At 72.3% G+C, this 13,154-nt stretch carries 11 protein-coding genes; 6 read left to right on the plus strand and 5 right to left on the minus strand.

Annotated features, from left to right (window positions below; genetic code table 11):
- Position 1: 1 nt before the first annotated feature.
- The 5 genes from V8J39_RS16385 to V8J39_RS16405 are packed head-to-tail and all read left to right on the plus strand — an operon-like array spanning position 2 to position 5,579.
- On the plus strand, positions 2-958 hold the full coding sequence (locus V8J39_RS16385) for an ABC transporter permease (protein WP_336462019.1): 957 nt from the start codon (positions 2-4) through the stop codon (positions 956-958).
- A 10-nt stretch (positions 959-968) separates the two neighbouring features.
- Positions 969-2,159, plus strand: a complete 1,191-nt coding sequence (locus tag V8J39_RS16390; RefSeq protein ID WP_336462020.1) for an amidohydrolase family protein — start codon at positions 969-971, stop codon at positions 2,157-2,159.
- Positions 2,156-3,643 (plus strand): chlorohydrolase family protein, encoded by a 1,488-nt coding sequence (locus V8J39_RS16395; protein ID WP_336462021.1) that lies wholly within the window; start codon positions 2,156-2,158, stop codon positions 3,641-3,643. The genes V8J39_RS16390 and V8J39_RS16395 overlap by 4 nt, the downstream gene beginning before the upstream one ends.
- Complete coding sequence (locus V8J39_RS16400; RefSeq protein ID WP_336462022.1) at positions 3,640-4,623, plus strand: ABC transporter ATP-binding protein; 984 nt, start codon at positions 3,640-3,642, stop codon at positions 4,621-4,623. The genes V8J39_RS16395 and V8J39_RS16400 overlap by 4 nt, the downstream gene beginning before the upstream one ends.
- Positions 4,620-5,579, plus strand: coding sequence for an ABC transporter ATP-binding protein (locus tag V8J39_RS16405; RefSeq protein ID WP_336462023.1), 960 nt, complete (start codon positions 4,620-4,622; stop codon positions 5,577-5,579). Before V8J39_RS16400 ends, V8J39_RS16405 begins: the two co-directional genes overlap by 4 nt.
- A gap of 10 nt (positions 5,580-5,589) precedes the next feature.
- Here the strand turns inward: V8J39_RS16405 and V8J39_RS16410 are convergent, their stop codons facing one another.
- The 3 genes from V8J39_RS16410 to V8J39_RS16420 all read right to left on the minus strand — a co-directional run bounded on the left by V8J39_RS16410 (position 5,590) and on the right by V8J39_RS16420 (position 9,188).
- A complete protein-coding gene (locus V8J39_RS16410; RefSeq protein WP_336462024.1) occupies positions 5,590-6,720 on the minus strand; it encodes an NAD(P)/FAD-dependent oxidoreductase in 1,131 nt (376 codons plus the stop codon).
- 39 nt (positions 6,721-6,759) lie between these two features.
- Positions 6,760-8,271 carry an amino acid ABC transporter permease/ATP-binding protein gene (locus tag V8J39_RS16415; protein ID WP_336462025.1) on the minus strand — a complete coding sequence of 504 codons (1,512 nt, stop codon included), beginning with the start codon at positions 8,269-8,271 and terminating at the stop codon, positions 6,760-6,762.
- A gap of 98 nt (positions 8,272-8,369) precedes the next feature.
- A complete protein-coding gene (locus tag V8J39_RS16420; RefSeq protein WP_336462026.1) occupies positions 8,370-9,188 on the minus strand; it encodes an ABC transporter substrate-binding protein in 819 nt (272 codons plus the stop codon).
- 189 nt (positions 9,189-9,377) lie between these two features.
- On the opposite strand from V8J39_RS16420, the gene V8J39_RS16425 reads away from it, so the two are divergent.
- Positions 9,378-10,442, plus strand: coding sequence for a LacI family DNA-binding transcriptional regulator (locus tag V8J39_RS16425; RefSeq protein WP_336462027.1), 1,065 nt, complete (start codon positions 9,378-9,380; stop codon positions 10,440-10,442).
- An 18-nt stretch (positions 10,443-10,460) separates the two neighbouring features.
- Here V8J39_RS16425 and V8J39_RS16430 read toward each other — a convergent pair whose 3' ends face one another.
- Positions 10,461-11,267: an aspartate dehydrogenase gene (locus V8J39_RS16430; protein ID WP_336462028.1), complete on the minus strand. Its 807-nt coding sequence runs from the start codon at positions 11,265-11,267 to the stop codon at positions 10,461-10,463.
- On the minus strand, positions 11,264-12,997 hold the full coding sequence (locus V8J39_RS16435) for a cobalamin-dependent protein (RefSeq protein ID WP_336462029.1): 1,734 nt from the start codon (positions 12,995-12,997) through the stop codon (positions 11,264-11,266). Before V8J39_RS16435 ends, V8J39_RS16430 begins: the two co-directional genes overlap by 4 nt.
- Between the last annotated feature and the right edge of the window lie 157 nt (positions 12,998-13,154).

Consider the following 13,154-nt stretch of genomic DNA (forward strand, 5'->3'; position numbering starts at 1 on the left):
CATGACCCTCGCCGACACCCGCCCCGCCGCCGCCCCCCAGACCCGCCGCTCGCGTCTCGCGCGGATGCGCGACAGCGACCTGTGGTACAGCTTCCGCCGCGCGCCGGTCGCGATCCTTGCGGCCCTGCTGCTGGCCGCGCTGGTCCTGACCGCCTTCCTCGCGCCCTGGATCACGCCGCAGAACCCCTACGACCTCGCCGCGCTCGACCTGTGGAACGCCGAGCTGCCGCCGATCTGGGAGCAGGGCGGGCAATGGCCCTTCCTGCTCGGCACCGACCTGCAGGGGCGCGACATGCTCTCGGCGATCCTCTACGGCTCGCGCGCCTCGATCATCATCGGCGTGGCCTCGGTCGCGGTGTCGCTGGCCGTCGGCGCGACGCTGGGGCTGATCGCGGGCTATCACGGCGGCTGGGCCGACAGCCTGCTGATGCGGGCGGGCGACATCCTGCTGTCGATGCCGACCATGCTGATCGCGATCCTCGTGTCCGCCATCGCCCGCAATGCCCTTCCCGCAGACTGGCGCGAGGCCGGCGCCTCGGCCGTGATCGTGCTGGCGATCTCGCTCTCGGCCTGGGTGCAGTACGCCCGCACCGTGCGCGCCCAGGCCATGGTCGAGCGCAAGAAGGAATACGTGCAGGCCGCCCGGCTGATCCGCGTCTCGAGCGCGAAGATCATGCTGCGCCACATCCTGCCCAACTGCACCACGCCGCTTCTGGTCGCCGCCACGCTGAACTTCGGCCTCGGCATCCTGATCGAGGCGACGCTGTCGTTCCTCGGCGTCGGCATGCCGCCGGAACAGCCCTCGCTCGGGACGCTGATCCGGATCGGCAACCAGTACCTGTTCTCGGGCTCGTGGTGGATCGTGCTGTTCCCCGCCGCCCAGCTCTGCCTGCTTGTCGTCGCGATCAACCTGCTGGGCGACTGGCTGCGCGACGCCCTCAATCCGAAACTGCGCTGAAGGACCCGCCATGGACCTGCTGATCAAGACCTGCCGCCCGATGGCGGGCGAGACCGCCGACATCCTGATCCGCGATGGCCGGATCGCGGCGATCGGCCCCGACCTGTCGGCGCCCGGCGTCGCGGTCGAGGACGCGGGCGGGCGCATCGCGATCCCCGGACTTGTCGATGCGCATACCCATGTCGACAAGTCGCTGCTGGGCTGGCCCTGGTATGTCAACGCGGTCGGCCCCCGGCTGATCGACAAGATCGACAACGAACGGGCGGTGAAGAAGGCCTATGGCCTTGATCCGCACGTCCAGTCGATGCGCCAGGTGCTGCAGTCGATGGCCTTCGGCACGACGCTGATCCGCACCCATGTCGATGTCGACACCGACCAGGGCCTGTTGGCGGTCGAGGGGGTGATGCGCACGCGCGAGGCGCTGGCGGGACAGGTCGAGATCGAGATCGTGGCCTTCCCGCAGTCTGGCCAGATGGGCCGGCCCGGCACGGCCGAGCTGCTGGACGAGGCGCTCGCGATGGGGGCCGAGCTGATCGGCGGCATCGACCCCTGCGCGATGGAGAAGGACCCGAAGGGCCATCTCGACTGCATCTTCGGGCTGTCGCAGAAGCACGGGCGGCGCATCGACATCCACCTGCACGAACCCGGAGAGCTTGGCGCCTTCTCGATGGAGATGATCTTCGAGCGCACGCGCGCGCTGGGGATGCAGGGGCGGGTCGCGGTCAGCCATGCCTTCTGCCTGGGCTTCGGCGACTGGCAGCGCACGCAGGGCCTGATTGACACCTGCGCCGAGCTCGACATCCCGATCCTGACCACCGCGCCGGCCTCGCGCGACGTGCCGATGGTCAAGCGGGTGACGGGTGCGGGCGTGCGGATGGGCGCGGGCAACGACGGCTTCCGCGACACCTGGGGGCCCTATGGCGACGGCGACATGCTGGAGCGCGCGATGTTCGTCGGCATGCGCAACAACCTGCGCCGCGACGACGAACTGGCGCTCGCGCTCGACATCTGCACCACCGCCGGCGCGGCGGCGATCGACGTGGCGGGCCACGCGCTGGTGCCCGGCGGGCGCGGCGACGTCGTGCTGGTCGAGGGCGAGACCCTGGCCGAAGCGATCTCGATCCGCGCGCCGCGCAAGCTGGTGGTGGCCGCGGGCCGCGTCACCGCCCGCGACGGCGCGACGCTGACGGCGGTGCCATGATGCGCTGGCAGGACCTTGCCCTCGGGCAGCGTCCGCCGGGCCGCTGGGCGCTGGCCGCGGACTGGATCGTTGCCGACCTGCCCGGCGGCCGGCAGCTTCTGCAGGGCGGCGAGCTGGTGATCGAGCGCGACCGGGTGATCCACGCGGGCGGCCGCTTCCCCGGCGAGGTCTCGGCCCGTTTCGACATGGGCTGCGCGCTGGTCACGCCGGGCTTCGTCGATCTCGACGCGCTTGCCGATCTCGACACCACGGTGCTCGGGCTCGACAACCAGCCGGGCTGGGCCAAGGGGCGGGTCTGGCCGCACGACTACGCCGGGCGCGAGATGTACACGCCCGACGAGCTTGCGTTCCAGAAGCGCTTCGCCTTCGCGCAGCTCCTGCTGAACGGCATCACCTCGGCCCTGCCGATCGCGTCGCTGTTCTACCGCGCCTGGGGCGAGACCGTGCCCGAGTTCGAGGCCGCGGCCGCGGCAGCCGCCGAGATGGGCCTGAGGGTCTGGCTTGGCCCCGCCTACCGCTCGGGCGGGGTGCGGCTGGACGCGTCGGGGGCGATGCAGCCCGTGTTCGACGCGCCGCGCGGCATCCGCGGGTTCGAGGCCGCGGCCGGCTTCGCCGCCCGGATCGACGGCAGCGCGGGGGGGCTGATCTCGGGGATGTTCGCGCCCGACCGGGTCGAGACCTGCACCGAGGCGCTCTTGCGCGCGACCTTCGACGCGGCGCGCGATCTTGATCTTCCGGTCCGGCTGCACATGGCGCAGGGCGAGATGGAGCTGCAGACCATGCGCCGGCTGCACGGCACCACGGCGCCGCTGTGGCTCGACCGGCTGGGGCTTCTGTCCGACCGGCTGATCGCGCCGCATGCCACGGTCGCGACCGCCGAGGACCTGGCCGCCTATGCCGCCAACGGGGTGACGGTGGCGCATTGCCCGCTGGTCTCGGCGCGGCACGGCGCGGCTTTGCGCTCGTTCTCGGACCTCAGGGCGCGCGGCGTCCGCATCGGCATGGGCACCGACACCGCACCCGCCGACATGGTGCTGAACATGGCGACCGGGCTGATGGCGAACCGCATCGTCAGCGGCCGCGGCGATGCCGCGAGCGCGGCCGATTTCCTGGACGCGGCGACGATCGGCGGCGCCGATGCGCTCAAGCGCCCGGATCTGGGGCGGCTCGGGCCCGGCACCAAGGCCGATCTCGCGGTCTTCGACATGGCCGATGCGCACATGGTGCCGCGCATCGACCCGGTGCAGACGCTGCTGCTGGGCGCGACGGGCCGCGTCACCCGCGCGACCGTCGTCGATGGCCGGCTGTCGATGCGCGACGGCGCCGTCGCCGGCATCGACCTGCCCGTCGCGCGCGCACAGGCGCAGGTGCAGTTCGACCGGCTGGTCGCCTGCTATCCCGAACGCACCTTCGGCCATCCGCCGGTCGACCGGATCTTTCCGCCGGCCTATCCCCTCACCCGGTTCCCGGAGCCCTCGCCATGAACGCGCCCACGACCATCGAGCCCGCGCTGTCGGTCCGCGACCTGACCGTCACCTTCGACACCCGCCGCGGCCGGCTCACCGCGCTCGACGCCGTCTCGCTGACGATCCAACCCGGCGAGATCCTGGGCGTGGTCGGGGAAAGCGGCGCCGGCAAGTCGATGACCGGCATGGCGGTGCTGGGGCTGATCGAGCCGCCGGGCAAGGTCGCGGGCGGCGAGATCCGCATCGCCGGCCGGCGCACCGACGCCCTGACCGAACGCGAGATGGCCCGGATCCGCGGCCGGACTGTCGGCGCGATCTTCCAGGACCCGCTGACCTCGCTCAACCCCCTGTTCTCGGTCGGTGCGCAGCTGGTCGAGACGATCCGCCTGCATTCGGATCTCGACCGCCGCGGCGCCCGCGCCCGCGCCATAGCGCTTCTCAAGCAGGTCGGCATTCCCGGCGCCGAAGAGCGGGTCGACCACTACCCGCACCAGTTCTCGGGCGGGATGCGCCAGCGGGTGGTGATCGCGCTCGCGCTCGCGGGCAACCCCTCGCTGATCATCGCCGACGAGCCGACGACGGCGCTCGACGTCTCGATCCAGGCGCAGATCACCGCGCTGCTGCGGCGGCTGTGCAAGGAGCAGGGGGCGGGCGTGATGCTGGTCACCCATGACATGGGCGTCATCGCCGAAACGGCGGACCGCGTCGCGGTCATGTACGCCGGTCGCGTGGTCGAGATCGGCGCGGTGGACGAGGTGCTGCGCGCGCCGCGCCATCCCTACACGCAGGGCCTGATGGGCTCGATCCCCGCGCTGGGGGCCCGGGTCGAACGGCTGGCGCAGATCGACGGCGCGATGCCGCGGCTGCACGCGATCCCCGAGGGCTGCGCCTTCAACCCGCGCTGCCCCGCCGCCGGCCCGCGCTGCCGCCGCGAGCGGCCCGACCTCGGCCCGGAGGGGGCGGCCTGCTTCCTCGCCCAAGCAGGAGACGTCGCATGAGAAACACCGCCAACGCGCTCGAGGTCGATGCCCTGTCGCGCGAGTTCGACGTCTCGGACCCCTGGCTGAACCGGGTGATCGAGCGCAAGCCAAGGCGCATCCTGCGCGCGGTGCAGGATGTCAGCTTCATCGTCCCACGCGGGCGCACGCTGGCACTGGTGGGGGAGTCGGGCTGCGGCAAGTCGACCGTGGCGCGGCTGGTCACCGGGCTTCACGCGCCCACCGGCGGCGCCGTGGTCTTCGGCCCCGGCCGCGACGGCAAGCCCCTGGCCGCGCAGATGATCTTCCAGGACCCGCATGCCAGCCTCAACCCGCGCTGGCGCGTGGGCGAGATCATCGCCGAGCCGATCCGCGCGTTCCGCCTGCGAGGCTCCGAGCCCGCGATCCAGGCCCGGGTGGCCGAGCTTCTGGTGACGGTCGGCCTGTCGCCCGAGGATGGTGCGCGCTTTCCGCATGAATTCTCGGGCGGGCAGCGGCAGCGGATCTCGATCGCGCGGGCGCTGGCGTCGGAACCCGAGTTCCTCGTCTGCGACGAGCCGACCTCGGCGCTCGACGTCTCGGTGCAGGCGCAGATCCTGAACCTGATGCGGTGGCTGCAGGACGAGCTGGGGCTGACCTACCTGTTCATCAGCCACGACCTGTCGGTGGTGCGCCACATGGCCGACCGGATCGCGGTCATGTATCTTGGCCGCATCGTCGAGGAGGCCGAGACCGAGGCGCTGTTCGCCGATCCGCAGCATCCCTACACCCGCCTGCTGCTGGGCACGATCCCGGATCTTGCCAATCCGCAGCGCGATCGGGTCCCGGCGGCGGGCGAGCCGCCGAGCCCGCTGTCCCCGCCGCCCGGCTGCGCCTTCCACACCCGCTGCCCGCGCGCTTCGGCGCTGTGCGAGGGCGCGCGGCCCGAGGTGCGGGCCCGCGACGGCGGCGGCAGCATCGCCTGCCACCACGCCTGAGCGACGACGCTCAGGCCGCGAAACGGCCGGGCCGGAACGGCTCGAACAGGGGATGGCGCAGGCCAAGCGCCATCTCCTCGGCCAGAAGTTCGCCCGCGATCAGCCCCAGCGTCGCGCCGCTGTGCGAGAAGGCGACAAAGCAGCCGGGCAGCGCGGCCAGCGCGCCGAAGACCGGCTCGCCGCCGCCCGGGATCGGCTTCGGCCCCATGTGCACGGCCCTGACCGCCAGCGCGGGCGCCCCCGTCATCACCCGGCGCGCCTCGTCGATCAGGCCGGCGACGGTCGAGGGCAGCGCCTCGTACCGACCGTCGGGATGCACGACGACCTCTTCCTCGGACCAGCCGGAATCGAGGTAGTAGGCCCCGCCCGGCGTGGGGCGGATCGCGACGCGCGGCGTGTTCAGCACCGTGGCCAGCGGGTGCGCCAGCGGCTCGGTCTCGACCAGAAGCGCGATCGGGCTGTCGTCGCCGATCGGGATGCCCTGCGCCGCGGCCATCGCCGGCACCGCGGGACCGGTCGCGACCAGCACCGCATCGGCGCCGAGGCGCCGGCCATCGGCACAGCGCGCGCCGGTGCAGCGCCCGGCCTCGACCAGCGGCTCGGCCGCACCGGCATCGGTGACGATCGTGCCGCCGGCGGCGGTGATCTCGGCCGCGAGCAGCCCGATCAGCGCGGGCAGGTCGACCCAGCCCTCGTTCGGGTTCAGGATCGCGCCGGCGCCGGTCACGGTGCCCGCCTCGACGCCCGCGATCCGCGTGCCGACCTCGGGCGCCGACAGCAGCTCGGCCGGATAGCCGATCTCGCGTTCGTGGCGGAACACCGCGGCGATCTCGTTGGTGTCGTCCTCGGCATCCCAAGTCAGGCCGCCACAGAACCGCAGCCAGTCCGCGCCGGGATGGCGGTCGGCCAGCACGCGGTAGCGCTCGATCCCGGCCTGGCGCAGCCGGTGGTAGGGCATCGACCGGCGGCGGGACGAATTCAGCCAGGCCAGCGAGCGGCCCGAGGCGCCATTCGCGAGCGGCCCGTCGTTGACCAGGGTCACCGCGACGCCCATGCGGGCGAGATGCGCGGCGGTCGAGACCCCGAAGATGCCGCCACCGATCACGAGAGCGGTGGAGATGAGGGGGGAGGGGGACTGCATGCCTTGGGTCCTGTCGTGCAAGGGAAGGGGACGGCTGCGTCAGAGGACTTCGGCGAAGAACCTGCGCAGGCGGTCGGTCTTGGGGGTGTCGAACAGTTCGGACGGGGGCCCGGCCTCGACGATGCGGCCCTCGTCCATGAAGACGATCTGGTCGGCGACCTGGCGGGCAAAGCCCATCTCGTGCGTGACGACGACCATGGTCATCCCGCGCCGGCCAAGATCGGCCATCAGCGTCAGCACGCCCTTCACCAGCTCGGGGTCCAGCGCCGAGGTGACCTCGTCGAACAGCACCACCTCGGGGTCCATCGCCAGCGCCCGCGCGATCGCGACCCGCTGCTGCTGGCCGCCCGAGAGGTTCGAGGGCCGGTGGTCGCCGCGGCCGCCAAGCCCGACATCGGCCAGCCGCGCCTCGGCGATGGCGCGGGCCTCGGCGCGCGGCAGGCCCTTGATGCGGGTCAGCGACAGCATGACGTTGTCGCGCGCGCTGTGGTCCGGGAACAGGTTGAAGTGCTGGAACACCATGCCGACCCGCGCCCGCAGCCGCTCGGGCTTCATCGCGCGGATGTCGGTGCCGTCGATCAGCACCTCGCCCGCATTCATCTCGACCAGGCGGTTGAGGCTGCGCAGCAGCGTCGACTTGCCCGAACCCGAGGGCCCGATGATGCAGGTGACGGTGCCCTTCGGCACCTCGAGGTCGATGCCGCGCAGCACCTCGAGGTTGCCGTAGCTCAGGCGCAGGCCGCGGATCGACAGGCTGCCGCCAGCGAACCGCTCGGCGCCGCGGGGGGCCGGCGCCGCGCCAAGCGCCTCGACCTCGTCAAGCCCGCTGACCGGCGTGATCGTCGCCAGCCGGCGCCCGGTGCGCAGGCGGTGGTCGATGAAGTTCACGAGATGCGTCAGCGGCACGGTTATCACGAGGTAGAAGATCCCCGCCAGCAGCAGCGGCGAGAGGTTGCCGGTGACCACGGCGGCATCCTGGCCCACGCGGAAGATCTCGCGCTCCGAGGCCAGGAGGCCGAGGAAGTATATCAGGCTCGAGTCCTTCACGTTCGAGATGAACTGGTTGACCAGCGCCGGCAGCACCCGCCGGATGCCCTGCGGCACCACGATCAGCCGCATGCCCTGGCCATAGCTCATCGACAGCGCGCGGCAGGCCTCCATCTGGCCCGCGGGCACCGCCTGGATCCCGGCCCGGAAGATCTCGCCAATGTAGGCCCCCGCGATCAGGCTGAGCGCGAGGATGCCCAGCGGATAGGGCGAGGGCCCGAAGATCTGCCGCCCGATGCCGGCAAAGCCCTGCCCGATCAGCAGGATGGTGACGATCGCGGGCAGGCCGCGGAAGATGTCGGTGTAGACCCGCGCCGGGACCCGGATCCAGGCCGTGCGCGAGATGCCCATCACCGCCAGCGCGATGCCGATCACGGTTCCGAGCAGCGTCGAGGCCGCCGCGAGGATCAGGGTGTTCTTCAGCCCTGTCGACAGCATGATCGGCAGGATCTCGGCCATGGCGTCCCAGTCGAGGAACGTCCGCTGTAGGTTTTCCAACCACATGAAAAGGCACTCCCGGGGGGCGCGCTCGCGTGCCCTGGTCTTGTGGGGCGGGTCGCCGCGCGGGCCGGTGCCGGCGGCGGGCGACCCGGGATCGGGGATCAGCCGTTGGTCGGCAGGTACTGCTTGGGCATCGGCGAGCCGGGAAACCACTTCTGGTAGAGATCACGCCAGGTGCCGTCCTCCATCGCCTCGTGCAGCGCCTTGTTCAGCGCCTCGCGCAGGGCGACGTTGCCCGGCTTGACCGCGAAGCCCGCCGGCGCGTCGAACGAGGGGATGTTGACCTTGATCGACAGCCCGTAGCGCTCGCCATAGGTCTTGGCCGCCTCGTAATCGAGGAAATGCGCGTCGATGGTGCCGTTGTTCAGCGCCGCGACCCCGGTGTTGTTGTCGGGGAACTGCACGATGTCGGTGTCGGTGAAGGTCTTCTTGGCATACATCTCCTGCAGCGTGCCCTGCACGACGCCCAGCCGCTTGCCCGCGAGGGTCGCGGTGTCGTCGGTGATCGCGTCCTCCTTCGACAGCACCGAAAGATAGCCCGCGAGATAGCCGTCCGAGAAGTCGACGACCTCTTCGCGCTGGGCGGTGATGCCGATGGCGGCGGCGGCGATGTCGAAACGGCCGTTCGCCACCGAGGGCAGCAGCGCCGCGAATTCCTGGCCGGTGAACAGGATCTTGTCCTCGGGGATGCCGATCCGGCCCAGCACGTTGCGCAGGAATTCGACGTCGAAGCCCGAAAACTCGCCCGCGGCGGTGGTGAAGGCATAGGGCTTGGCATCGCCGAGCGAGCCGACGCTGACGGTGCCGGGGTCGATGAGGTTGTAGGGGTTGTCCTGCGCCGGCGCCGGGCCGGCGAGGGTCAGGGCAGCCAGCGCGCCGGCGAGGGGCGCGGCCAGTCGGGCGATCAGGCCTTGGGGCATGGGTCTCTCCACTGTTGGGTGCGGTCCGACGGGGCTGGCCCCGGCGCAGCCGATCTCATTCTTGTTGTTGATACCGGTGTCATATCTAATGAGACCGGTATCAGTAGCGGCATCGTGCATGTATGTTTTGAGTCGCGTCAAGCATGTCGCTATGCAGGTCGGATCGGGGACGGGGACGAAGCCACGAAAATGGGCAGCAGGAAAAGCTCGGTCACGGTCGCGGATGTCGCCCGGGCCGCGAAGGTGTCGAAGGCGACGGCGGCCCGGGTGCTGGGCGGCTATGGCATCGCGGGCGAGGCCAGCCGCGCGGCGGTGCTCGCGGCGGCCGAGGCGTTGGGATACCGGCCGAACGAGCTTGCGCGCTCGATGAGCACCGGGCGCAGCGGGCTGGTCGGCGTGGTGGTGGGTGACATCGAGAACGCCTTCTTCGCGCAGGCGGTGCGCGGGATCAGCGACCGGCTGCGGTCGGCGGATCTGAACCTGATCATCAGCAATTCCAGCGAGGACCTGCGCGAGGAGGTCGAGATGGTCTCGGTTCTGCTGCGCCAGCGGGTCGCGGGGATGATCGTGGCGCCGACCGACATGGACCAGGTCGATCACCTGCGCGCGGCGATGGCGGCGGGCACGGCGCTGGTCACGCTCGACCGCTGGGTGCCGGGCCTGGGGGCCGACGCCGTCTGCGGCACGGATCGCGCCAGCGCGGCGGCGGTGCTGGCGCGGCTGCAGGCGGCGGGGCATCGGCGCGTGGCCTATGTCACCGCCGTGCCGCTGCGGCCGGGTCAGGCCTTCGCGCCCGCGCAGGTGGGCATCGCGGCGGTGCGCGAGCGGATCGAGGGGTTCCTGTCGGCCACGGCCGCGGCGGGGGTCGAGGGGGCGGCGGACCTGGTCTTTCCCGGCGCGACCGGCGAGCCCGAGGTCGAGCGCATCGTCGCCCGCCTTCTCGCCAGCCGGCCGCGGATCACGGCGGTCATGGCCTCGGACAGCCTCGTGGGCGCGCGGATCTTCCGGGCGCTGACCCAGCGGGGGCTGGCACTGCCGCGCGACATGTCGCTGGTGTCCTGGTTCGATGCCGACTGGACCAGCGTCACGCGCCCGCAGATCTCGGTGGTCGACCAGCCGACCTACCGCTTCGGCGCGCGCGCGGCCGAGCGGCTGATCGCGCGCATCGGCGGCGACGGCGCGCCACCCCGGCGCCACGAGATCGCGACGCCGCTGATCGAGCGCGGCACGATCGGGCCGCCGCCCGCGGACTGATTGTCCGCGACGACCGGCCTAGAGACAGGCCGGCGCAAGATGCCGGCGCACCGCGTCCTCGAGGCTTAGCGCGGCAAGGTGCGAGGTGCGCGGGTTGTCGGGCAGGGGGCGGTTCTCGACCGAAAAGCGCATCTCGCCGAAGGCGCCCGAGGCCACGATCTCGTGCCGGTTCAGGCTGGCGGCCGGGTCGGCGACCAGCTCGACCTCGGTCGCGTCGAACCCGGTGCCCGCCAGCGCGATCGCCGCGGCGACATTGGCATTCTTCGGAAACCGCGCCGCCGCCTCGCGCGCGGTGCCGCGGAAGAAGACCTGCGCCGCGTCCAGCGCGCCGAGGTCGCACAGCGTTTCCGCCGGCGATCCCCGCCAGGCGCCGGGCGGCTTGATGCCGCGGTAGGTCACCCGGTCGAGGCCGGCGAGCGCCGCCGCGCGCAGAAGGTCGAGCGCGCCGACGGCCCCGGCGACGACCGACAGCGACGCACCCCCGGCAGAGGCGGCGGCGGCCAGATCGCGGCGCAGCGCGTCATCGGTCAGCGCCCCGGCGGAGACCAGCACCACCGCCAGCCCCGCCCGCAGCAGCGCCGGCACGTGGTCGCGCACCGCCCCGTGGCCGGCGCATTCCACGACCAGCGCCGGGGCGCTTGCCGCCAGCGCCGCGGCGTCGGTGACCACCGCGATACCGGCAGGCGGCCGGTTCGGGCTGCCGGGGCGCAGCAGGCAGGCCGTGATCCGCGGCCCTGCGGGGGCGCGCGCCGTCCCGCCCTCCAGCGCGGCGTGCAGCGACCGGGCCATCGCGCCCCAGCCGATCACCGCGATGCCCGCCGTCATGACGTCACCGGCTGCAGCGCGGCCAGCACGGGCAGCATGTCGTCGAGCGAGGCGCAGGGGATCGCGCCGGTCGCGCGGATCTCGGCGGTCACATCGACGGGCAGGCCGCTGTTGGAGTCGCGCGGGATCTCGTTCAGCAGCCCCCCGATCATCACCGGGGTCGCCAGGCCCCGCCGCGACAGCTCGGCGCGGACCGCGCGGGCATAGCCCAGCCCGACGCCGTTGTAGGTGCTGACCGCGATCGCGTCGGCGCCGGTCTCGACGGCGCGCGCGACCAGCGTCTCGGCGTCGATGGCGACGCCGGCCTCGGTCACCTCGGCGCCGATGCCCTGAAGCGCGCGGCGCACGAGGTAGGCGCCATGCTCGTGCACGTCGGTCGTGCCGATCGCGACCCGCAGCCCCGGCGCGCGGCAGGGTTGGCGCGCGGCCCAGTCGCGGGCCATGTGGTCCAGCTCCTCGGCCCAGTCGGCGGGCTGCAGCGGGCGGCGCGTCTCGCCCTGCAGCGGCCCGAGCCCCCAGAGCCGCTCCATCCGCCGTGCGCCGAGCCGCCGGATCGCCAGCATCAGCGCCGCGGGGTCGGCGGTATCGACGCCAAGCCCGGCAAGGCCCGACAGGGCCGCCGCGGCGAAGCGGCGCGCGCCGGCGATCAGCCGGTCGGCCACGGCGTCGATCGCCGCGGTATCGACCAGCGCCGCCTGCGCCGGCGCATGGGCGGCCAGCCGCGCGGCGAAGAGCTGGGCATCGAGGATCTCGTCCACGTCGGGGATGCGCTGGTTCTCGGTCACCGGGATCGGCGTGACCGCGTGGCCGCTGGCGTGGCGCCCGAGCGCGATGAGGTCGGCCAGCAGGTAGTTCGACAGGCTCGCGTAATTCGCCGCGGGTTCGGCGCGGTAGGCGACGGTGTTGCCGTAGATCATCGTGCCGGGCGTGTCGGTCAGGCGCGCGAGCGCGGCGTGGAAGGCCGTGCGGGTCATCGGGTTGGTGTAGTGGTGGCCAAAGCAGAACGACGCGCGGGCGCCGATCAGGTCCTCGACGATGTGCTTCTCGATCAGCACCATCCCCAGCGCCGAGGTGACGTCGAGAAAAAGCCCCGCGAAGCCGTCGTCGATGTTGGAATGCACCAGCACCGTCGCCGGCTGCGCCGCGATCAGGCCCAGCGCGCGCAGCGTGGCGCAGGTGGTGGCGACGTCGTCATCCCAGTACGGCAGGCGGAAGGTGAAATACTGCCCGAGGTTGCCGATCGCCGTCGCCCCGGCGGCGATCGCGGCGCGGGTGTTGTGCAGCGCGCCGGGCAGGCCCAGCATGAAGTCGCCGAAATGCGCCGCCGCGGGCGTGGCGTGGGTGATGCGGGCGAAATCCTCGGGCCCCTCCAGCACGATGCCGGTACCGCGGGTCGCCCCGCGCCGCCGGTCGGGCGGATAGCCCATGGTCCAGTCCAGCGTCACGCCGAACCGGTCGATCCGCACGCCGCGCCGCGCGGTTTCGTCGACCAGCCGCGCCATCGCCTCGGTGGTGCGGGCGGTGCTGCGAAAGCCGATATGGGCATGCTGCATGATCCGGCCGGTCGCGGCGGTGCGGGTCTTGTAGGCGGCCTCGCTCGTCACGCCCTGCTCGTGCAGGAACGGGCAGGGGCCAAGCGTCCAGTCGCGCGCCATCGCCCGGCCCTCGGCCAGCAGCGCGGCCCCCGGCGGTAGCGCGGGATCGGTCAGCGGGGGCAGGGGCGCGGTCATGGAACCTCGGGCGCGGGAGGACGGCCCCGGCAGCTTGGCGCGTCGGCGACCCCGGGGGCAAGGGGGCGGCGAGACTATTCGATCGGGGAATTTTCTGCGGCCGTCTTCGTATTGATGCCTATATTCCCGTGTGCCCCGCGCTGCCCTAGCGTGAGTC

The organism is Frigidibacter sp. MR17.24 (assembly GCF_037095655.1).
Classification (GTDB): Bacteria; Pseudomonadota; Alphaproteobacteria; order Rhodobacterales; family Rhodobacteraceae; genus Frigidibacter.